This is a genomic window from Bacteriovorax sp. HI3 (genome assembly GCF_059738875.1).
Genome location: NZ_AP026946.1, coordinates 1,941,168 through 1,963,933, shown reverse-complemented (window position 1 = coordinate 1,963,933; position 22,766 = coordinate 1,941,168). Strand labels below are relative to the sequence as shown.

The 22,766-nt window shown below is 41.0% G+C and carries 14 protein-coding genes; 12 read left to right on the top strand and 2 right to left on the bottom strand.

The features are described 5' to 3' along the window. Positions 1-81: 81 nt before the first annotated feature. From AC6JA8_RS09730 to AC6JA8_RS09700, 7 genes are all read left to right on the top strand, one after another. Positions 82-1,047, top strand: a complete 966-nt coding sequence (locus tag AC6JA8_RS09730; RefSeq protein ID WP_497973627.1) for a diacylglycerol/lipid kinase family protein — start codon at positions 82-84, stop codon at positions 1,045-1,047. A gap of 2 nt (positions 1,048-1,049) precedes the next feature. Continuing rightward, positions 1,050-2,057 (top strand): SDR family oxidoreductase, encoded by a 1,008-nt coding sequence (locus AC6JA8_RS09725; protein WP_497973626.1) that lies wholly within the window; start codon positions 1,050-1,052, stop codon positions 2,055-2,057. A gap of 23 nt (positions 2,058-2,080) precedes the next feature. Next, entirely contained in the window at positions 2,081-4,123 is a 2,043-nt protein-coding gene (locus AC6JA8_RS09720) for a DUF8754 domain-containing protein (protein WP_497973625.1), read from the top strand. An 11-nt stretch (positions 4,124-4,134) separates the two neighbouring features. After that, the gene (locus tag AC6JA8_RS09715) at positions 4,135-5,223 is read left to right on the top strand and encodes a DUF3419 family protein (RefSeq protein WP_497973624.1); all 1,089 of its coding nucleotides are present in this window, start codon (positions 4,135-4,137) and stop codon (positions 5,221-5,223) included. An 18-nt stretch (positions 5,224-5,241) separates the two neighbouring features. Further along, positions 5,242-5,892 carry an NAD(P)H-dependent oxidoreductase gene (locus AC6JA8_RS09710; protein ID WP_497973623.1) on the top strand — a complete coding sequence of 217 codons (651 nt, stop codon included), beginning with the start codon at positions 5,242-5,244 and terminating at the stop codon, positions 5,890-5,892. 179 nt (positions 5,893-6,071) lie between these two features. Then, entirely contained in the window at positions 6,072-9,851 is a 3,780-nt protein-coding gene (locus AC6JA8_RS09705) for an autotransporter outer membrane beta-barrel domain-containing protein (protein ID WP_497973622.1), read from the top strand. A 147-nt stretch (positions 9,852-9,998) separates the two neighbouring features. Beyond that, complete coding sequence (locus AC6JA8_RS09700) at positions 9,999-13,745, top strand: autotransporter outer membrane beta-barrel domain-containing protein (protein WP_497973621.1); 3,747 nt, start codon at positions 9,999-10,001, stop codon at positions 13,743-13,745. Between the two features lie 66 nt (positions 13,746-13,811). On the opposite strand, the gene AC6JA8_RS09695 is transcribed toward AC6JA8_RS09700, so the two are convergent. Together AC6JA8_RS09695 and AC6JA8_RS09690 are read right to left on the bottom strand one after the other, a co-directional pair. Beyond that, on the bottom strand, positions 13,812-16,178 hold the full coding sequence (locus AC6JA8_RS09695; RefSeq protein WP_497973620.1) for a ribonucleoside-diphosphate reductase subunit alpha: 2,367 nt from the start codon (positions 16,176-16,178) through the stop codon (positions 13,812-13,814). Position 16,179: 1 nt separating this feature from the next. After that, positions 16,180-17,166 (bottom strand): ribonucleotide-diphosphate reductase subunit beta, encoded by a 987-nt coding sequence (locus AC6JA8_RS09690; protein ID WP_497973619.1) that lies wholly within the window; start codon positions 17,164-17,166, stop codon positions 16,180-16,182. A 532-nt stretch (positions 17,167-17,698) separates the two neighbouring features. Here AC6JA8_RS09690 and AC6JA8_RS09685 point away from each other — a divergent pair. The 5 genes from AC6JA8_RS09685 (at position 17,699) to AC6JA8_RS09665 (ending at position 22,728) form a co-directional block, all read left to right on the top strand. Next, a complete protein-coding gene (locus AC6JA8_RS09685; protein ID WP_497973618.1) occupies positions 17,699-19,522 on the top strand; it encodes an APC family permease in 1,824 nt (607 codons plus the stop codon). A gap of 204 nt (positions 19,523-19,726) precedes the next feature. Next, the gene (locus AC6JA8_RS09680; RefSeq protein WP_497973617.1) at positions 19,727-20,299 is read left to right on the top strand and encodes a hypothetical protein; all 573 of its coding nucleotides are present in this window, start codon (positions 19,727-19,729) and stop codon (positions 20,297-20,299) included. 140 nt (positions 20,300-20,439) lie between these two features. Next, on the top strand, positions 20,440-20,877 hold the full coding sequence (locus AC6JA8_RS09675; RefSeq protein ID WP_497973616.1) for a DUF3015 family protein: 438 nt from the start codon (positions 20,440-20,442) through the stop codon (positions 20,875-20,877). A 52-nt stretch (positions 20,878-20,929) separates the two neighbouring features. Continuing rightward, positions 20,930-22,285, top strand: a complete 1,356-nt coding sequence (locus tag AC6JA8_RS09670; RefSeq protein ID WP_497976880.1) for an RHS repeat domain-containing protein — start codon at positions 20,930-20,932, stop codon at positions 22,283-22,285. Then, positions 22,276-22,728, top strand: a complete 453-nt coding sequence (locus AC6JA8_RS09665) for a DUF3015 family protein (protein ID WP_497973615.1) — start codon at positions 22,276-22,278, stop codon at positions 22,726-22,728. Before AC6JA8_RS09670 ends, AC6JA8_RS09665 begins: the two co-directional genes overlap by 10 nt. The last annotated feature ends 38 nt before the right edge of the window (positions 22,729-22,766 follow it).

Here is a 22,766-nt window from a genome sequence, read left to right as displayed (position 1 = left end):
TATTTTTTTCAAAGGGAACCACAAAAACTCCCTAGGAATTTTTCCGGGAGTATCATTGAGCATTAGCACAAATGAGGAATTATGCAGAACATCTCTGTTTATCTTAACCAGCGAGCTTCTAATGGGGGTCATGATTGGCAAGGCCAAATCAATAACGCTCTTTTTAGAAGCAAGATCGAATACCCGGTCTCTTCGACTATGGAAGAGCTGTATGCTAATTTAAGCCGTGATATTGAAAACAACGTAGATGCTGTTTTATCGGTTGGTGGCGACGGGACTGTTCATTCAATTATTCAGATGCTGGCCGGAACAGATATTGGACTTTTGGTTGTTCCCGGAGGAACAGCAAATGATTTTGCCAGAACCATGGGCTCAAGTTCGAATATTAAAAAAATCGCTCAGACCATCAGGCTCAATACCAGAAAGAAGATCGATTTGATCAATATTAATGGCCGTTTTATGGCCACTAACGGAGGCCTGGGCTTTGCCGCTGAAATTGCTGGCGATATCAATGCTATCCGTTCTGAATTCCCGCAGTTTAAAAAATTCATGAAGCTTTCAGGGAAAAATATCTATTCACTTTTTGCGGCCAAAAGACTTATGGCCCGCGAAGTGGTGAGCTATAAATTTAAACTGGAATCAGCGGAGCTTAATGACGTTTTTTTTGCTCCTCTTGTTTTAATCAATAACCAGCCGATGCTCGGAGGAAGCTTTGAAGTTGCACCTCATACGAATCATCAGGATGGAAAATTCAACCTGACAATCTTTAAGCACCAAAACAGGCTGGAGCTCATTGCCTGCGTCCTTAAAATCTTAAATGGGAAATTCCCGACAGATGACCCGAATATTGTTGTCCTGGAGACAACCGAAGCAAAAATTGAGCTTCTTGATGGGGCTGAAGAGTTGTCATTTTTTGGCGATGGTGAGATCTTCCCTAAGAGTAAAAGCTGGCACATTAAGTGTTACCCGAATTTTCTGAATGTATTTTCACCAAAAGACCAGGTGGATTTAGAGAATTTTAGCGGGCAAATCGTAAGCTTAACATAATCATGAATGTATTAATCACAGGTGGCACAGGTTTTTTAGGCGGGTACTTAGTCCGTTTATTAGCTTCACAATTTGAAGTCGTCTATTTGCTTTCTCGTCAGGGAGAGCTGGCGAAGTTCAGCGATCTAAAAAATATTATTTACCTCAAAGGGGACATCACCAACCTTGAAGTCATAACTCTTGAAGGTGAGGAGAGAAAGAGGCTTTTAGATGATATTGATGTCGTCGTTCATGCCGCTGCTCTTTATGACTTGAGTGCGACTTATACTGCGTGTTTCTTACAAAATGTCGTGGGCACTCAAAACATTCTGCACTTAATAAGTGGAATGAAAAATCTCAAGTCTTTTTATTATGTATCAACAATCGCAGTGGGCGATACGGACACTTTCTTTTTAGATGAGAATGTCCTGCCAAAGAGAACATCATTTAAGGACAGTTATTCAGAGACAAAATACCTGGCAGAACAAATTGTCAGAGAGAATGTAAACGCCAAATACGTCACTAGAATCATCCGTCCGGCCATTATTATCGGCGACTCACAAACAGGTGAGATGCCAAAAGTCGACGGGCCGTATTTTTTCCTGCGCGCTTTTGAGAAGTACTCGAAGGCCTTAAAGTATGTGCCGATTGCTCCTTTGAGTTATAATCCAAGGGCCAAGCTTCCGATCATTCCAGTTGACCATTGCGCTCAGTTGATTGCCCATTTAATCGAGCGTGAAAAATTCTCTCCTGAAGTGAAGACTTATCACCTGGTGAGTTCTGAGCTGCCAACACTCCAGGAATTTTTAAATGACCTCAATGAAAAATTTGGACTTAAGACCTATTATCTCCCGGTAAAAGAGAACCCTATTCATAATTCCTTATTAAAAATATTAGGTATTCCAGAAGAAGTGCTTCCATTTATGTTTTCGCGTCTGTCATACGATAAGACCAGTACTTTAGAGGATTTGCCTGAGATCAACAAAAGTACCTATGGTACTTTTAAACACATTCTTTTCGGCAAATCTTAAAAACATTAGTTTTTGAGGTTCGTTTGAAAACCATTCTCTCACTTGCCTTTGCCCAGGATCAATACAACTTTGATGAAGAAGTCGAATTCTTTGGCGAAATCTACCGCGTGATTCAGTACTCGACTAATTTTGATGTTGAGCTCACAGAAAAACTAATTAAAAAATACGACGGTCAATGCGACGTGATTTGTATCACCGGAATCCCTCAGAAAATTAAATTTAAAAAAGGATTCTTTCTTCACCCGGACACTTACCGTTTAAAAACAGCGGCCAAGTACACGCCGATTGTCGACGGACAGATTGTTAAAGACGTTTATATCCCTTATGCCTTAAGGCTTTTCTACTTAAAGAATCCACAATTTTTTAATAAAAAGAAAATTGGTTTTTACTCTGCGGCCCTGCAGATTGGTTTTGTTGAACCGATTGCTGAAATTACCAGTGATATCGTTATGGCCGATCCCTTTTTCCTTTTGAAACTTCCGTTTAATCTTCACAGCGCAAAGTCGCTGGAGAAGTTTTTAAAAGCATTAAGTCCGGTTTTAAAAGCGATGAAGGTCCAGAAAAAATTTGTTCCTGACTTCGATGATGACTCGATTTTTAAAAACCGCGCTCTGATTGAATTTTTAGGCTGCGATATCCTGGTGGGAAATGAGGCCAATATCAATTTCCTGAATCTTTCGCACTTAAAAGGTCGCACACTGATTATTGATATCGTTTCCAATCAACTGGAAGAAAAACTAAAAGAAGCAGGACTAAAAGAGGCCTTAATCTGTCTGCCTCAGCTCTCGATTTATCCGAAGATGAACTATTCTATTTTGGAAGGGATCATCCAGATTAAAAAAGGGGAAGGGAACTTTGTTAAGCAAGACGACATTATTAAACTGGTAGAGGAGTTTAAGCTCTCTCCAGAAATTAAAACATTTCATGAAGACAAAGAAGAAGTGACAAAATTCTCTTTTGTTATCCACCCGCTTTCAACCAATCATCTTTTTAAGCACCCTTATTTGCGCTTTATCAAAAAATATTCAAAGCCATTAGAGAAGATCACCGAGGAAATCATGAGTTTTCCTCCGGGTTTTTACTACGGGAAAATTGAAGGGATTGTCAGTGAAAAAAATGGGAAAAAAGTCGAAGGTCTCATTTACACCGTGACTGAAACTCCTAAAAAACTAATGGAAGCAGAGCCAGATAGTATTTATCGCAAGATTTTAAAACTTTGCGATAAGGCCCAGGATGCCGGATCAAAAATCATGGGCCTTGGGGCCTATACAAAAATTGTCGGTGATGCTGGTGTAACGATTGACCGCTTAAGCCCTATTCCAGTGACCACAGGTAACTCGCTGTCGGCCGCCTCTACTTTGTGGGCCGCCAAACTAGCTGTTGAGAAGTTGGGTTTTGTTCAAAAGAAAGGATCGATCTTTAAAGGAACGGTGATGGTGGTTGGAGCGACCGGAAGTATCGGTGCTGTGTCGGCCAAGATCCTGGCATTGACGTGGGAGAAAATCATTATCGTCGCCCCACGAGCTTATAAACTGATGGAGCTTCGAGAAGAGATTTTAAAAATTAACCCGAAGGCCAAAGTTGAAGTTTCAACTGATGCAGATAATTTTACTGGCGAATGTGACTTGATTATCACAACCACTTCAGGCCAGGGAAAAACTGTTTTAGATATTATGAAAGTTAAAGCAGGGTGTGTGATCTGTGACGTTTCCAGACCTTTTGACATTAAAGAGGAAGAGGCGATTAGAAGACCAGACGTTTTAGTTATTGCCAGTGGAGAAGTGACTCTCCCTGGGAAAGTCGACATGAATATCGACATCGGCCTGGAAGGAAATATTGTCTACGCCTGTCTGGCGGAAACTGCGCTTTTAGCGATGGATGGAAAGTTTGAATCATTCACACTTTCTCGCAACATTAATTACGAAAAAGTTATTGAGATTGACCGCATGGCCAACGAACACGGCGTAAGGCTCTCTCAGATTATGGGGCATAATGGTTTTATCACCGATGCCGAATTCGACCTGTGCCGCGAACACGCGGTGAGTGCAATGAAGAAAACTAAATAAGTGAGAAAGATATGACTCAAGAATACTTTAAAGGTTTAAATTATACTTTAGGAAACGAAGACACGACGGTTGAAGTGGAACTCATTAAGAAAATCAAACCGAAGAATATTTTTTCTATCTGTGGTTCAGGGGGGCGCTCGCTTCCTTTAATGCACAAAGAAGCTAAAGTGCTCGCACTTTCTGATCTCTCTAAAGAACAGCTTTTTTTAGCAGAGCTTCGCCTGAGCACTTACCGCGGTCTCGATCACGACAAGTTTCTTCTTTTCTGGGGGTATTATCCTTACTCGGAAAAAAACAATGCCCACGAAAGAAAAGAGCTCTTTCATAAAATCCATTTAACTCCAGAGTGCCGCGAGTTCTTCTCCAAAGTCTTTGAAGAAGTTCACTTTGAATCACTTTTATACCTAGGAAAATGGGAGAGGACTTTTGCTGTTTTTGCCAAAGTTTTACAAGTCCTTTTAGGCCTTGATTACGACCGCATCCTACGCTTTGATAATTTAGAAGAACAAGTGAAGTATTACCAGACAGAATTCCCCATGAAGAGATGGAAGGTTCTCATTCATATACTTGGAAACAAGGCGATGTTTAATGCCCTTTTATACAAAGGGGACTTTATTACCAAGAACTCACCCCTTTCTCATTTTGATTATTACTTCCAGGCCTTTGACAGGCTTTTTACCCGCGACCTTGCCCAGAAGAGCTTCTTTCTTCAACTTTGCTTCTACGGGCGAATTAAATCGCTTTTGGGCGTTCCTGTTGAGGCGAATAAGGAGAGTTTTGAGCGCGTCCACGAATCTAAGACCGAAGTGGATTATGTAAAGGAAGACTTTGTGAGCTATCTTTCAAAAGGCACAAAGCAGTTTGATTTCCTTTCCCTAAGTGATGTCCCGTCGTATTTCCAGGGGGAGATCGAAAAGAATTTTATGCAAAAAATTAAACCAGGGCTCCTGCCTGGTGCCATTATCGTAACCAGGTATTACCTTCGTAAGTCAGACTGTGATTTAACGGGATACCTTGACATCACCGATTCCCATATTAAATTAATTGAAATGGAAAAAGTTCAGATGTATGACATCAGAGTCTATCAATATCAACCGTAAGTAAGAAAAAGGATCATTATGCAAAGACTGAAAGCTTCACAACTTCTAGAGGCGATGGAATGGCGTTACGCTACTAAGAAATTCGACAACACAAAAAAAATTGACGAAGAAACATGGGCCGCTCTGGAAAAAACCCTGGTTTTAACTCCGTCATCATACGGGGCCATGCCTTATAAATTTATCGTTGTTAAATCTCAAGATATCAAAGACCAACTGACAGCAGCTTCATACGGCCAGCAACAGGTCTCTGACTGCTCTCACCACGTGGTGTTTGTGGCCAAAGAAAAAATGGATGCCGATCACTTAAGAAAATACATCGAGCAAACAGCAAGCGTTCGTGGGATGAAGCCTTCAGACCTTGAAGGGTTTGAGAAAATGATGGTGACGAATTTAGTTGAGCGTATGACTCCGGAACAAAGTTTTAAATGGGCCTCAAACCAGGCCTATATTGCTCTTGGAAACTTCATGACAGCAGCTGCCGTTTTAGGCGTTGATGCTTGTCCATTTGAAGGGATCAATCCGGCAAAGTACGATGAAATTCTTGGGCTAACTGGTTCAGGATGGAAAACAGTTTGTGCATGTCCAACAGGTTACAGAGCAAGCGATGACAAGTACGCGACAGCTAAAAAAGTGCGTTTTGATACAAAAGATCTTGTTACTTATAAATAGAAATTAAATAATATGCCACTCAAACTAATGAGTGGCATATTTTCTTTCCACTTAGCTTTCTACTAAGTATGCCTGCGCTTAGCTAATCTATTAAAAACTTATAAATTAATTTAGCTTACCGATATGACTCTAGAATAATCAGAGGGGTTTTTATCCCTTTTCGATGAATAGGTGTCGTCATGAAAAATTGCATTCACATTCTGCTTTTATCGGCCCTTTTATTTTCTTTTGGTTGTTCAAAGCCAGAGGGAAAAAGTGATGCAAAATTTAAAATTGGATTGGCCGCTTTAGCTGACATCAATGCTGTTGGTGCTGGTGGTGCGATGTTGTGGGGGCGTTCAGACAAAGGTGACATGTTTGGTGCTGTCATTACTCCTGGAAGTGGATTTGAACTTTCATTAGTCAATGGACAATGGACTTTTTGGAGTGTGGCCTGGGAAGGAGATGGCTCTGGTGCCTCTTTTACCGGAAGCATTCGTTGTGCAAAAAGTGCGGCCACATTAAGTGGAACTGATGCCCAAGTTTCAATGAGTCTTTCAAATGCCAAGTGTGACCTGCCGGATTTTACGCCTTCAGTGGCGGTGAATGCCGGTCTAAAACAATTCCCGGACATTGCAACACATGAATGCCAGAAGATCACAGATCACAATGGTATCAGCTGCGGAAAAGGTGCGGCCGCTGCAAAAACATCAAGCCGTCGTTTTGTTTTATCAAGTTTTATTAAGCCTGCGGCCGGAGTTTTTCAAGCTCTTCCTGGAAGGCTGGTTTCTCAATGTAAGGCAACAGGTGTGCCTTTTACAACTGAGCATTTGCCGCTAGGAAACGGAATTCTTCCAGCGATGACTTTCTTAGAGTCTTTTTATTCAAGCAGTAACTGTAATGAAAATGATCCCAAAGGATTTAGAAGGGCCGTGTATGAATTTGGATTAATGGGGACAGCAAGGCTTGACACTATTAAGTTCGTCAATGAGGGGTCTTGTAATGCAACTGGTTTTACCAACGCTGCCTGCACTGAGTATAACGGAATGTGGAGTTCTGGTTGTAGTTTAAGCAGTAATCAGTATGCGATTTCTAAAACGGCCTGCGAAAGTAATGGCGGAACATACACGACATTAGCTGGGCAAAAAAGTATCCAACTCATCACTTCTATTCCTGATGGAGAAGTTTGCTCTGGGGTAAGAATGAATCCAAGCAACAACTCTCCTTATAGTTTTGCTTCAGGAAACGGGACAATGTCTGCTCCGTATACAATTTGCCGTGAATACCAGTTCAATGCCATTAGTGAAACGAGTGCGGCGGCCTCTGCCAACTCTTCATCTCATTTCTCACTGCAGGCCGATTTAGATATGAATAGAACATCAATTATTGGTTCCGGAGATCAACCGGTTCCAACGTGTTTGAGCAATAGGCCAGGGGCCAATATTATTCCTATCGGAGGCCTTTATAATGGAAGCTGTAATGTGGATGACCCGGCATTTTTTAACGGATCTTTTAATGGAAATGGACATACTATTTCCAATATCCGTATGCAGGAAGACAATGCTAATGACTTGGGGCTTATTCGTTTAGGCGGAGCTATTTCTAATCTCACTTTAAAACATGTAGATATTGAAGGACACGACTATGTCGCAGCAGTTTCAGGAAGAAGTGCTTCTGCTATTAATAACGTTCAGGTTGTTGATGCAGAAATCAGAGGAAACTCTAATGTTGCCGCCATTGCCGGAAAGTATTCTTCTATGGACTTGGAAAACTTGCATGCGATTCGCGCCAGACTGGAAAGTGATGCACAAACAGGGGCCGTGATTGGTGGTTTAGTTTCGGAATTGGATAGCGCTTCGTTGACCCTGAAAAAATCTTCTTTTGAGGGAATGATCCGCACACATGCAACTGCTGAAATCATCGGAGGACTCATTGGTAAAGGAACTTCCGGTATTAATATTTATGTAAAAGAATCATTTTCAAATGGAGTGATTCTCTCTAGCGCAAGCACTGGAGCTTATGCCGGCGGATTAGTTGGAAATGTGAGCGGATTTCTGACGGTCGATGACAGTTACTCTCAAATGAGTATCGCTCATACTTCTTATGGGCCAACTAATGAGGGCGGGAAAGTCGGAGGTCTTGCTGGTTATGTAACTAGTTCTTCAACTTTTAACAATAGTTATTATTATGGTTCAATCATGCTTCCTTGTTTTAAAGATGCGACGACTTATTGTTACGTCGGAAATATTCTAGGAAGTGGAACTCCTACCGGATCAAATTATGCAGGATCACTTCTTGCGCCAAATTGGTACGCCACACTTCCCGGCGATAATCAGGCATTAAATAGTATCGAAGATGGAGCTTTGAAAGCAACATTGATCAGTGGTGGAAAGTTTAAGGATGTAGGAACACCTTTACCTAAACTTTCATGGGAGAGCTCTCCTTGTGCTCTCAATGCCAATAATGCCAGTGTTGGTGTGCAGGCAACTTTAGGTAGAGGACAAGTGGCCACGAACCCAATTATTTTATGTAATAAAGAGCAGTGGAAACAAATCGCGGCCAATCAAGGATTGTTTTACTCTCTTGGAGGCAACCTTGCTCTTGGGGATCTTGGAATTAATGATATGCCGTCAAACTTTACCGGATCACTTGAAGGAAATCATTTCCTCTTAAGTGGATTCAGGTCTTACGTTACTACGGGCCCAGGTGGACTCTTTAAAGTGAACTCTGGAAAAATTGCCAACGTCGATTTTGCGGCCGGAGCGATTAACGCTGTCGGGACTGCTCAAAACGTGGGGATCGTAGGATCAAATGCTGCCACAACTGGGGTGATGATTAAAAATACATTTCAAGGTCTTTATATCAATGGGACCTCAACTAAGATGGCGGTGATCGCTGGAGAAAATAGCGGATCTATTTCTTTATCTAAAGTGGATGCTTTTAAAATAGAGACTAGTGCTTCTGGCGTTGGGGCCATGGTTGCACTCAATAATGCCAGTGGTTCAATTGTTGGTGTAAGAGCAAATGGAATGATTAATTTATCCAACCCTTCATCAGACTTGATCGTTGGCGGTGTCGTCGGAAAGAATTTGGGAATCATTCAAGAGGTTGATTCGGGAGTTAACGTTTATAATTCAAACAATACCTCGGCCAATACTTATATTGGTGGTCTTGTTGGGATTAACGAAGCGATAGTGAAGGATGCTCTCATTCGTCCTTATGTTTCCCTTTCATCGGTGAATAGCAATCCAAAAGCCGGACATGTATTTGGACAAACGACTTCTACATCGCAAGTCAGCCGCGTGGTTGCAACGAATGAAATGATGAAAGACAACGGTGTGACCCCTTACGGGAGCCATTTTGTGGCGACTCATACAGCAGGGGCGACTTACAATAACTCTTTTGCTTTAACTGGTGCTGTATACACGTTTGATACGTCTATGCCGCTGACTGTTTCAAATTGTTCTGAGACATCAGGAACATTTACTTACACAATGACAGCCGCCTTTAATACTGATGCCACTTTTCCAGACGGGTATATGCTGGCGTCCTCATCTGGAGGCGATAGAATTTCAAGACGTATCACCGGGGCCCATACAGATGCAACTGATACGCTTGACAGTACTAGTGGCGTTCACTTTTCAATTCCATGTGGAACTGGGTTAATGACAGCAGGGGAGACATTAAACTCTGTTAAGAGTGCTTTGGATTTTGTAGCAACTGGAGTCACTAATATTAAACCAGAAGGGTTTTCAACTCTCACAACTTTCTGTCCATCGGCCTCTGCAGAGGCCGGAAATGGAACTTATAAATGTAATGCCAGTGAGTTTGATATCGTTGAAGACGAAATGGGTGGGATAGGTTTTGAGCGTTTAAAGGCCGCTTACTCGGCCGTAGTTAACGATCAACCTATGCCGGCCAATCGTCCGGTTTGGACACTGGAAGAAGATGGTTTTCCTCGTCTATTCTTAGCAGATTAGCCTTTGCCTCAAATACTTGCCACTTTTTAAGAAGGCCCCTTCCTGGGGCGTTTTTAAGTGTCTAATTCTCAATAAATATCTTTTGAATGCCGATAGTTTATTAGAATACTAACTAGTCAAAAGTATTAATAAACTGGTGTTTGAATTATGATGAAAAAAACGATGATTCTCTTTTTGTTGGCCGCTTTTTTTTCATATGGGTGCTCTGCTAAAAAAGACACATCACAGGCCAATTTAAAAATCAATCTTTCAAACATTACAAACATGACTTCAGGGATTGGCTCAGGTGGGACGATTCTCTTTGGTAAATCATCTACTGGTGAGCAGTTTGGAAAAGTAATCAGCTCGGCGGAAGAGACGCTGGAGCTTCCTAATGGTGATTGGAATTTTTATGCTGTCATGTGGACGAATACTTCCGGCAACATGATGAGTGATATGGCCTACTGTGGAAGATCTTCACAGAAACTCACAGGAACGGCCGTGACAGTGTCGCTTAAGCTGACAAATGGATCTTGCGCTGATAACGATTTTTCGGGTGGAAATGTTTATGAGGATACTTACACTCAAAAAAAATATTTCTCTAAGCTTTTTGTTGAAGAATGTGAAGACATCTCTTTAGCGGGAGCTTATGGTTGCAATGCTGACAACCAGGGAAGTGCAAGATCATACCGCATGGTTTTTAGAAGTTACAAGGGCGCTCTTGGTGCTCCTGTATTTGGGCCTGAAAAAATTCAAAGTGCCTGTATACCTTTTAGCGGTGGAACTAATCTTCATTCCAATGGTATGGGGATCAATTTCCCGGCGGGTTCGGGATCATCTATGCCTTTTGTCGTTTCTGTTGAAATGTTTCTTGGTAGTGATGATTGTAATTCTAACGATCCTAAAGGAATTTATACTCAGGTTTTCAAACTCGGTCTCGGAGGCTTTCAGACGGGAGTTAATAGATTTGTATCTTCGAATGCAAATACATGTAGTACGAGAAAAACAACTATTAACGAGCAAGATTGTGTTAATTATTTAGGTGACTATTCTGGAAGTGCTTGTTCAAGTTATTTTCCCCCTATCATGAGTCTCTTTCTTCCGGATTCAACTTGTCAAAGTGGGCTAGCGGCCAGCAGTGTAAAGTCTATCAAGCAAATGGTTGCTATTCCAAAAAATATTATCTGCACGGGAATCCTAAGTACATCAGTGGGAACGGGAGATAATCCTTATGCTGGTGGAAAAGGGGTTTTATACCGTCCTTACAAAATTTGTAATGAATGGCAACTCAACCAGATTGGAGAAAGCAATACACTCCTAGGTTCAGCATATGATAGTTCACACTATAAGCTGATGAACAACTTAGACATGAATAAAACTTCCAACATTCCTGGGCTTTCTGTTTTTCCAGCGCCTTCGTGTGCGGGTGACTCTACTTCAAAGACAGATTATTTCCATAATCTAAATCCGCTTGATGGCCACCTTTGTGGATCTGGAGTCGTTCCTTCCGAGGTTGGATTTACCGGTGTTTTTGATGGGGCCAATTATGTTATCTCAAACGGAAGAATTTCAGCAGAGAACTTATCTCAAATGGGCTTTGTACGTTTATTGGGGACCCGAGAAATTTCAGGTGCAGCAGGAAAGATCAAGAGACTTTCTTTTAAGAATTTGTCTGTAAGAGGACTAAGTTATGTTGGTGGTATTGCCGGCGATAGCAACGGTCAGGGCCAGATCAGCGATGTGCGAATTGATGAACTTGATATTGAAAGCAACAATAACTACGCTGGTGGGCTTGTCGGTCAAAATCAAGGCTCAGGACTGGTGATTTCCAGAAGCAAAGTGCTTAAGGGGAGAATCCGTGGACAGGATTACATTGGTGGCCTTGCAGGACAAAATGAATCTACAATTTCGGAATCTATGTTCTCTGGAGTCATCACTTCAGACAACTCTTCTTCACCTTATTTTGCCGGAGGAATTACCGGGATTAATAACGGCGCAGGTGTTATTTCTTCGAGCTTTTCAGAAGGTTTTATCTCTACCTACACATCATACACTGGTGGTATTGCGGGGAAAAATTTAGGATCGATGAACGATGTCTATTCTACAATGGGGATGTCGAGTTTAAGAAATTCACCGGGAACGGTTTCGGTTGGAGGAATTGCTGCTTATAACGGTGGAACTATCACAAATTGTTTTTCTGATACCAGACAAATGTATATGGGAGGGGCCACTTTTAATTATTCAGGAACGATCCAAACGGATTCGGGAACTGTAACGAACTGTCTCACTGATGTAAATAATGTTACGGCCTTTTTATCTGGAACTTATACTCAAATCAGAACCAATTCTTGGCTTGGAGCTAATTTTATGGCCCCTGGAGGGAATTGGAAATACGGTGCCGCCAACGGTATGACTCCGCGTTTATCGTGGGAGAATAGAGAATGTCTTTTGGCCAACAATCTTCTTGATGTTTCCTCTCAGGTTTCGACACTGGGGCGAGGAACGGAACAAAATCCAGTTATCATTTGTAATAGCACTCAATTTTTGAGTTTAAATGCTCGTAGCTCTTCTGAATACTACCGCCTTGGAGAATCAATTAACCTTTCTTCATTAGGTGTTACTGGACCAACTGCTGATGGGATTACTACTTTTAACGGTAAATTAAATGGAGATGGGCATGCCTTGTACGGTATGGACATTAACATTGATAACGTCATGGACGGAGGAGTCGGGATTTTTAAAACAATCTCATCTGGGGCCGTCGTCTCTCACTTAAATCTTTTTGCCAATAAAGTTTATACTTACAGTGATACTGTAAGTCAGGTGGCCATTTTGGCCAACACTAATATGGGAGAGTTAAGTCATATCTCTTCATACGCTTCTTCTATTACTGCTGACTATCAACTCGGAACAATTTCCTACGCCAATGCTGGAGTGATTAAAGATGTCCAACTTCATGGTGCTCATTTGGTTGGGAACGGTAATATGGGCGGGATGGTTGCTGATAATAGTGGAAGACTTGAGCGCGTATCGGCGATGGTCAATATTGGAAGTTCAGGTTCAGCATCTTATGTCGGAGGTATTCTCGTCAATAACAATACGGGCGGAGTTATTGACCAGGCAACTGTTCGCGGTGAGTTTAATCTTACTTCCGGCCCTCCATCATATGTTGGAGGAATGGCAGCGACTAACGTTGGGACTATTTCCAACTCTTATATTCCGGAATCACTTTCTATGAATCTCGCGATTGCGGGTTCTGCTGATGCCATCGGTGGATTGGTTGGAGCTAACTACTCTGGCTCTAATATTTTTAAGACCTTTTTCCTTGGTAAAATTATCGGTACACAAAGCTCTGCGGACTTAATGAGCAGGCTTGATACAGACTCAACAACAGATGAAAGAAAGATTGGCCCAGTCGTTGGTAAATCTGTAGGGGGAATTGTTTCGAGTTCTCTTGTGGTTAATGATTTTCTTTTATGGGGGCCTTCTTATAGTGTCGTGCAATCTTGTGATGATTCGACAGGCTCGATTACCTTTGCTTCTGCACCTTCTTTTTCGAGCGGAGCTCTCTCTCACCATTCATTCTCATTCCTGGTGCCTTTTTCAGCTTCGGGATCAACCATTACGGTCTCTGGGGTTTCTTTGCTTAATAATTGCCCGAGCAATGGCGAGACTTTAAATCTGTATGAAAGTCATCATAACTATGCCGAGTACGGTACAGTCTTAACTCCTAATGACTTTAACTCTCTTGCTACTTTTTCTACTCGAGGTTTTTCGATTGCTTTAGGAGACTCTTCTGGAGTGATTGCTTATCACATGGCCAAAACATATAAGACGGCAATGCCTTCTAGCGTTCCTCTCTGGGTTATGGAGCCAGGTGAGGATTATCCAAAACTATTACAACTTGAACACTAATAAAAAAGGCCAGCATTACGCTGGCCTTCTTATTTGGTAGATTTTAGTTACTCATTAAAATCAAAATTAAGAACCGCACATCTCACATGATTCCGGGTTATCTAAAGAACATACCATTGCGGCCATGTTTTCTTCAGATGTCTTTGCAACTGGAGCATCGTTTTTAACCGTGAACTGAACTGCGTTTACCGCTGCTCTTGTTCTCAGGTAGTACATACCAGTCTTAAGACCAGACTTCCAAGCGTAGAAGTGCATTGATGAAAGTTTTCCAAAGTTTGGATCTTCCATGAATACGTTAAGCGATTGACCCTGGTCGATGTATGGACCACGACCAGCTGACATATCGATAACAGCTTTTTGCTTAATTTCCCAGATCGTCTTGTATAGTGCCTTAACTTCATCAGGGATTGATTGGATATTTTGAACTGAACCATTGTTAGCAATGATTTCGTTTCTCATCTTATCGTTCCATAGGCCCATAGAGATCAGGTCATTTACCAGGTAACGGTTAACAACTGCAAATTCTCCAGAAAGAACACGTCTTACGTAGATGTTTGAAGTGATTGGCTCGAAACACTCGTTGTTACCAAGGATTTGCGACGTTGAAGCCGTTGGCATTGGAGCAACTAGAAGAGAGTTTCTTACACCGTATTGAGCGATATCAGCTTTTAGAGCGGCCCAGTCCCAGTTTCCTGAGTTTGGTTTTACTCCCCACATATCGAACTGAAGGATTCCCTGAGAAACAGGAGAGCCTTGGTATGTTTCGTATGGGCCGTGTTTCATCGCTAAATCTTTTGAAGCTGTGACAGCTGCAAAGTAGATTGTCTCGAAGATATCGTTGTTTAGTTTAAGCGCTTCTTTTGATTCGAAAGGAAGCCTCATTTCGAAGAAGGCGTCAGCTAAACCTTGAACCCCTAGACCAATCGGGCGGTGTCTCATGTTGCTGTTTCTTGCTTCAGGAACAGGGTAGTAGTTGATATCGATAATGCGGTTTAGGTTAACCGTCATTTGATAAACTACATCGTATAGTTTTCTATGGTCGTACTTAGGAGTTCCAGTTGAGTGATCAATGAATCTGTTAAGTGCAACTGAGGCCAGGTTACAAACAGCTACTTCATCTGGAGCTGTGTACTCTAGGATTTCTGTACAAAGGTTAGAAGACTTGATTGTCCCAAGGTTCTTCTGGTTTGATTTCTCGTTAGCTGCATCTTTGTAAAGCATGTAAGGAGAACCAGTTTCAATTTGTGATTCAAGAACCGCAAACCAAACATCCTGAGCTCTTACCGTTTTTTTCGCTAGTCCTTTTTCTTCGTAAGACTTGTATAGAGCTTCGAATTTTTCACCTGAACAATCAGCAAGTCCTGGAGCTTCGTGTGGGCAGAATAGTGACCACATTCCATCTTCTTCAACACGCTTCATGAATAGGTCCGGAATCCAAAGAGCGTAGAATAGGTCTCTTGCTCTTTGCTCTTCTTTACCTGTGTTTTTCTTCATTTCAAGGAAGTCGAAGATATCAGCGTGCCATGGCTCTAAGTAAACCGCGAAAGCACCTTTTCTCTTTCCACCACCCTGGTCAACGTATCTAGCTGTATCGTTGAATACTTTTAGCATTGGAACGATACCGTTTGATGTTCCGTTTGTTCCTTTGATGAATGTCCCTTTCGCTCTGATGTTGTGGATCGCAAGACCGATACCACCAGCAGATTGAGAGATTAGGGCCGTCTGTCTAAGAGTATCGTAGATACCTTCGATCGAGTCGCCTTTCATCGTTAGAAGGAAACAAGATGAAAGCTGAGCTTTATTTGTTCCTGAGTTAAATAGAGTAGGAGATGCGTGAGTGAAGTATTTTTCAGACATAAGGTTGTATGTCTTGATTGCCGCTTCAATATCGTTTGAGTGGATACCCACAGAAACTCTCATTAGCATTTGTCCCGGACGCTCAACGATCTTGTTGTTCATCTTAAGTAGGTAAGATTTTTCAAGAGTCTTGTATCCGAAGTAATCGTAGTTATAGTCGCGCTTGTCGATAAGTGCCTTATCAAGAGTTTCAGCGTTCTTCATTACAGCTTCGTACAATTCTGTCGATACTAATGGAGAAGGCTCACCAGTTACCGGGTTGTGGTAGTGGTACATTGCTTTGATGTTTTCAGAAAAACAACCGCGAGTCTCTTTGTGCAGGTTAGAGACGGCAATTCTTCCGGCAAGGGTAGAGTATTGCGGGTGCTGAGTTGATAAGTAAGCCGCTGTTTCAGCTGCTAACTGATCAAGTTCTTTAGTTGTAATTCCATCGTAAATCCCTTCGATTACTTTTTTAGCAATCTTCATCGGGTCGATGAAACTTCTGTCCAGGTCAAAACAAAGTTGCTCAATTCTTTCCGTGATTTTGTCGAACTTGATAGGTTCTTTTTCGCCACTTCTTGTGATTACGTACATCTTAAAACTCCGCGTCTAGTGTGAATGTGTGTGATTGTTTCTCGCCCAGAATCCCAGGTCTTTGGTATTCTGAAACGCGTTTTTCAAAAAAGTTAGTCTTCCCTTCAAGTGAAATAAGTTCCATCCACTCAAACGGGTTTTTCGTGTTGAACGCTTTTGGTGCTCCTAATTGAGTTAACCAGTGGTCCGCTACGAATTCAATGTACTCAGACATTGACTGCGCGTTCATACCGATAAGTGAAACTGGAAGAGATTCAAGGATGAATTCTTTTTCAATTTCTACTGCTTCAGTAATGATCGCTGTGATTTCTTCCGCTGAGATTTGCTCTTCTTTGTCTAAAAGAGAGTGCATTAAAACAGCGAACTGGCAGTGAAGACCTTCATCTCTTGAGATGAATTCATTCGATGTACACAGACCAGCCATCAGTCCGCGTTTTTTCAGCCAGTAAATCGCACAGAAAGATCCAGAGAAGAAAATCCCTTCGATCGCAGCAAAAGCAATCAGACGGTGAGCGAATGATTTTTTAGAAGAGATCCAGTTAAGGGCCCACTTCGCTTTCTTTGCAACACACGCCATGTTGTCTACAGCGTGGAAGAGCTTATCTTTTTCTTTTGCATCTTTGATGTATGTATCAATTAAAAGTGAGTATGTTTCAGAGTGGATGTTTTCCATCGCAATCTGGAATCCGTAGAAGCAACGAGCTTCAGGGATCTGAACATCTTTCATAAAACGGATCGCAAGGTTTTCGTTAACGATCCCGTCACTTGCAGCAAAAAACGCCAAAACGTGAGAGATGAAATATTTTTCATCTTTGTTAAGTTTTGTTTCCCAGTCGATTAGATCTGGAACAAGGTCTAGTTCTTCTGCTGTCCAGAATACGGCCATGTGTTTTTTATACATGTCCCATACTTGGTGATATTTAATTGGAAAAAGCACGAAACGATCGTCGTTTGGTGCTAAGATTGCTGACTTGGCATCCTTTACCATGGTGTGTCTCCTGAATGTCTAAAAGCTCGTTGTGTGTGTGTTTATAGAGTTTTTTGAGGCAACTTTTTCTTTAGTCTTAAAGGCCGGTATTGGACCTTTTTGAACCGTAAAATGATTTGATCAAAACACTCTATACTTTAAAAGATAACAAGATCGCGTAAGTTTACAAATATTTTATTGGCCAGATGAGGCGCAGAAATATTTGACTATTTTATTTTATCACTGTTCGTGGATTCATGAAATCATTTAAATTTTAAGTACATGGAGCAGGCAAAAATGGTCCTATGAATCTATTTTTTACCATCTAATTAAAACTTACTGCTAATAATTTGAGGCCTGTTTAAATAAAATCAATTTAAAAACAACCATGACCACCACTATATATAGTGCAGAAACCCTTGGAATCTTCATATATATTGTAGTCGCACCACGTAAAAATGGCCAATTTTGCGTAAGTTGAGGGCCCTCATTGCCTTGACAGGGTTTTTTTCAGGGTTCCTAATTCTACTTAGAATGAGAGGTGGATAGTCTTATGTTTATCTCGAAAATCAAACACGTCTTTATTGGTAATCCACTCACGATGGATAAGCTCGAAGAAGAGAAAATCCCCAAGTGGAAAGCTCTCGCCGTTTTATCATCCGATGCTCTCTCATCAGTAGCGTACGCCACCGAAGAAGTGCTGATTCCTCTCTCATTATTTGCTCTCACTGCCATGGCGTGGTCGATGCCAATGGCCGTTGGAGTTGCCCTCTTACTTTTAATCATCACTCTCTCATACCAACAAACCATCACTGCTTATCCTCACGGAGGAGGAGCGTACACTGTTGCCAAAGAAAACCTAGGGGAGAATGCAGGCCTGGTCGCTGGAGCAGCTCTCTTAATCGATTACATCTTAACAGTGTCAGTATCAGTCTCAGCAGGACTAGAAAACATCGGATCGGCCTTTCCTTTTATTGCCGAACACAAGGTCGCCATTGGTGTCGCAATCATTTTTGCCATTATGATTTTAAATCTTAGGGGACTTAAAGAGTCGTCAAACTTCTTTGCTTACCCCACGTACTTTTTTATTTTTTCTATTCTCGCCATGATTGTCATGGGCGCTTATAAAATCATCACCGGACAAGCTCCGATTGTTCATCCGGTGCTCCATGAAAGTTATCCGGAAGTGCCACTCTTTTTACTTCTGCGCGCTTTTTCTTCAGGGTGCTCAGCACTGACGGGGATTGAAGCGATCTCTAACGGTGTGCCGATTTTTAGAAAACCTTCACCGGTTAATGCCAAAATCACCATGATCTGGATGGCCGTCATTCTCGGAGGGTTTTTCCTCGGAATAACACTTTTAGCACACATCTATGGAATCGTTCCGGCCCATGGAAAAGAGACCGTCATGTCGATGCTTTCAAAACAAGTCTTCGGTGAAAATTATTTTTATTATGCCACTCAAATTGCCGTTGCTCTTATTTTACTCTTGGCCGCCAATACTAGTTATGCCGATTTCCCAAGACTCACATCTTTAATTGCCCAAGATCGATTTTTGCCAAAACAAATGTCGAGCATCGGAGACCGCTTAGTTTTTTCCAACGGAATTATTGGTCTTACGACTGCGGCCGCTTTATTAGTTGTGATTTTCGGCGGATCAACCCACGCCCTCATCCCATTATATGCTGTCGGGGTTTTTCTCTCCTTTACCATTTCTCAAAGCGGAATGATTGTTCACCATGTGAAAAATAAAAACCCGCATTGGAAAAAAGGAATGGTGATTAACGCTCTCGGGGCCACGACCACTTTTGTCGTTTTAATCGTTATCGCCCTCACAAAATTCACCAGTGGCGCATGGATGGTTATCATCCTGATTCCAGCACTTGTGTTCTTTTTTAAGAAGGTTAAAAACCACTATAGTCGCGTTTCTCACACCCTTGCCCGTGAGAATTACCACCAGGATTTAAAAACGGCCCACGCGCCTTATATCGCCATTGTTCCTATTTCCGGGATTCACCCGGGAGTTGTCCGGGCCGTTAAATACGCTATGACTATCAGTAAAGATGTGCGCGTCTGTTATGTCGACGTCGATAAAGAAGCCACTGCTAAAATGGTTAGGCTTTGGGAGAAGTGGTCGGATGGGTTGCCACTTAATGTGATTGAATCGCCTTATCGCTCGGTCTTAGGGCCGCTTCTTTCTTATATTGATAAAACCCACATCGAAAGCGGACGAGAGATGATTTCGGTTGTTGTACCGGAGTTTGTGACGAGGGAGTGGTATCAGCAGTTCTTGCACAATCAGATGAGTCTCGTGCTGAAAGCGGCGCTTCGATTTAAGCCGGGGAAGGTTGTGACGGCGATTAGATATTACATTTAGAACATCAAAGTGGATTTGTTATTTTGAAGTAACTTATTCAGTCGCAATTATTGTAGGCACTAGTGGCCTTGTTTTTCTCATTTTATAAATCAGATCACTCAACTCAAGAATATACTTTTATTCAAATTGGATTAAGTTTGATTAATTCTTGAACCAAAATATGCCGAAAGGAATTTTGAAAAGTTGTTATAGCTATGAGGTTTTATGAAAAAGATTTTTTGGCCTTTGGTTCTCTTGGTTTTTGGCTGTGGGGTGAAGGTTCCTGATGATAATTTTTTTTCATGTCCAACGAGTGAAGATTTTACGGGTAATGGGGCAATCTACAACATGAATGCAGGAGAAAAAATAGCGAACAGGTTTCATTTGAATGGTTTGAACACAGCTACCCTAAATTTATCGTCAGTAAGATTGTATATGTCTACTGACAATATAACATCAGTAACAGCGAAAATTTATTTGGGTGATGACAATGATCCAGATTCTGGAACTCTTTTGGGAACAGGAACCGGAGTCGTATCCACTCATACTTCAAATCCAAATACTCCTGTGGATATTTATTTTTCTAATCCTGTAAAGTTGGCAGTTACAACACCGAATTCTGATAGCTACTACCTAGTTATAGAATCTTCTTCTGGGGCTTACGATGTGACTGTTTCTACAATTTCTAAAATTTCTAGGTCTCGAATGGATCAATATACTAGTGGGAGTTGGAGAATAGGCGCACAAGGGGTGGAGAATATTTCAATGGTATTCAATTATTCTGGATGTTCAAAATAAAATTTTTGATTCTAGGAATGGGAAGAGATCTTTATTATGTTGCCGAATAACAAGAAAGGTGTGTTGGAGCCTCTTTTGTAGAGCTGTAGGGATTGCCGCAGATCGCGGAAAGGAATCTTGCCTGAAGTGAAGAGTGGGATATGAAATATACTATAATTTTCTTATTATTTTTATTATGTGAAAGAGTTTATCCATATGATTATAAAAAATGTTCTTCTCAAGGGTTAGGATCATTAAGTTTTTTTGGTGTCAGTACTTCTGCAGGACAATTTACATCTTCAACTGGAGGTTGTTCTATGATTGGCCAAACTGCATATGATAAAAAAGTATTTCTAGTGAACAATTCTGATCCTCTGAGAATAGATATCTCCCGTGGAAACGGTGAATATCTTGATGCATATGCAATTATTTCAGGTTGTGATTTAAAGACAAGAGAATACTTACCTGTGTTATTACAGAAGAATTATGTGGAAATTTGGGGAGAAGAAGAAAAAGAGACGAAAGCTGTCTATGATTCCTTAGAAAAGATCATGAATAATGACTCTAAAATAAAAAGTGGTTGCTCTTTAAAAACGTAATTCCTAAAGAAGTCCTAGCACACATCTCTTGTTGCCGAATAATAAGGCAAGTGTGTTGGTTGGAAGCTCTTTTTTCAATGCGACTCACCCGGAAGCTGTGACGTCAGTCTTTGCTTACGATGCTCTCGGAAATAGAGTGACGGATGAGAAGGGAAATTACTCTTATGGAAGCAAGAAGCAACGTTTAGAGTCAGATTGGAGATTTAATTACCTTTATGACAACAACGGAAATATGGTTTCTAAGGTTCAAAGATCAGATAGCAGAAAGATCACGAACTATGAGTATTCATCAGAGAATCAGCTTTTAGCGATTAAAGAATACGATGGACCTACGCTCTTAAAAGAAAGCTTCTATGGATACGATGCCCTTGGAAGAAGAGTGCTTAAAGAGCATGTGGACCACTTAGACGATAGCAAGTCTTTTACTAAAAAGTTTGTCTATGACGGTCAGAGCATTCTGTTTGAAGTGAATGGAGATAATGATTTGCTTGCGACTTATACACATTCATTAAATAGGATTGATGATGTTTTAGCGATGGATAGAAATAATACAAGTTACTTTTATCTAAAGGATCATCTAGGAACGATTAATGAGATTATGAACTCTTCAGGAAGTGTAGTTCAAAGATATGTGTATTCGGCGTTTGGAGAGATCTTAAAGACGGAAGATGGAAATGGGCAGGCGTTAGCAAGTCCAGCGGTGGAGAACTTCTTTACGTTTACGGGAAGGGAAAGTGATTTTGAGAGTGGGCTGAATTATTATCGAGCGAGGTATTATGATGCTTCAGTTGGGCGATTTGTTCAGTCTGATCCTGATGCTGGAAGTATTTTAAGTCCAAATTCATTTAATAATAAGTATAGCTATGTTGGAAATCACCCTTTAAATTATGTAGACCCAAGTGGTAAAATTAAGCTGAAAACATTTATTGCGGGATATTTTTTAGGGGTATTTAATTATCTTTATGTAGCTGCACGATCAACTTTTTTTAATGGGAAGATTGGAGATAGGTTTGATAATTTGGTCATTTCCTCAGCTGCTCTTGTTTTTGCTTTTAAAACTGCCCCGATTACTGCAGGAGTAGCTCTTTTGACAACGGGAGTACAGAATAGAAATAAAAAAGGAAATTTCTTTGATAATTTAGATGATTTCACGATGGATTTTTCAATGAATTTTTCAATTGCTTTAACTTTAAATGCAGGCTGGGATATTGATCCAAAAAGTGCAGGTGGATTATTTGGCTATACTTTACCTGTAAATGCTTTATATAAAGAGATCGGACAAGGTGCTGCTGGTGTTTTTGCCAAAGAAATTTTGTGTAATAATAAAAAACATATTCCATTAGGTGTAAAAGAAGCATTAGATGGCCTTGGACTTGTTGCCAATCGTGGGAGAGAGCAATGCAGGTAATTTTGATTATATTATTGAGTGGAATAGGTAAGGCATTTTCCTTTAATTGGGAAAAATGTAAGGATGTATATAAAGGAAGTAATAATCTAATAACTTCATCAACGGCGGCGAGTGGTTCGACAAGTAGCTATATTTCGTCAACAAGGCAATGCTCGATGAATGCGAGTACGGTTACGGAAAAAAAAATATTTTTTGCTTATAATGAGAATTTTATTCGAAAAGACATTGCAAAGGGTGCAGGGGAATATCTTGATGCATATGCAATTATTTCAGGTTGTGATTTGAAGACAAGAGAATACTTACCTGTGTTATTACAGAAGAATTATGTAGAAATTTGGGGAGTAGAAGAAAAGGACACGAAAGCTGTCTATGATTCCTTAGAAAAGATCATGAACAATGACCCGAAAATTAAAAATGGGTGTAATTCTAGGTCAAATACATAAGATATGCTTACCAACGATTTGATTCAAATTAGAGAATA

What these genes read in the sequence shown, in the direction of transcription:
- AC6JA8_RS09730 (WP_497973627.1), top strand. Translation starts at nt 82, where the DNA reads ATGCAGAACATCTCTGTTTATCTTAACCAGCGAGCTTCTAATGGGGGT.
- AC6JA8_RS09725 (WP_497973626.1), top strand. Translation starts at nt 1,050, where the DNA reads ATGAATGTATTAATCACAGGTGGCACAGGTTTTTTAGGCGGGTACTTA.
- AC6JA8_RS09715 (WP_497973624.1), top strand. Translation starts at nt 4,135, where the DNA reads ATGACTCAAGAATACTTTAAAGGTTTAAATTATACTTTAGGAAACGAA.
- AC6JA8_RS09710 (WP_497973623.1), top strand. Translation starts at nt 5,242, where the DNA reads ATGCAAAGACTGAAAGCTTCACAACTTCTAGAGGCGATGGAATGGCGT.
- AC6JA8_RS09705 (WP_497973622.1), top strand. Translation starts at nt 6,072, where the DNA reads ATGAAAAATTGCATTCACATTCTGCTTTTATCGGCCCTTTTATTTTCT.
- AC6JA8_RS09700 (WP_497973621.1), top strand. Translation starts at nt 9,999, where the DNA reads ATGATGAAAAAAACGATGATTCTCTTTTTGTTGGCCGCTTTTTTTTCA.
- AC6JA8_RS09695 (WP_497973620.1), bottom strand. Translation starts at nt 16,178, where the DNA reads ATGTACGTAATCACAAGAAGTGGCGAAAAAGAACCTATCAAGTTCGAC.
- AC6JA8_RS09690 (WP_497973619.1), bottom strand. Translation starts at nt 17,166, where the DNA reads ATGGTAAAGGATGCCAAGTCAGCAATCTTAGCACCAAACGACGATCGT.
- AC6JA8_RS09685 (WP_497973618.1), top strand. Translation starts at nt 17,699, where the DNA reads ATGTTTATCTCGAAAATCAAACACGTCTTTATTGGTAATCCACTCACG.
- AC6JA8_RS09680 (WP_497973617.1), top strand. Translation starts at nt 19,727, where the DNA reads ATGAAAAAGATTTTTTGGCCTTTGGTTCTCTTGGTTTTTGGCTGTGGG.
- AC6JA8_RS09675 (WP_497973616.1), top strand. Translation starts at nt 20,440, where the DNA reads ATGAAATATACTATAATTTTCTTATTATTTTTATTATGTGAAAGAGTT.
- AC6JA8_RS09665 (WP_497973615.1), top strand. Translation starts at nt 22,276, where the DNA reads ATGCAGGTAATTTTGATTATATTATTGAGTGGAATAGGTAAGGCATTT.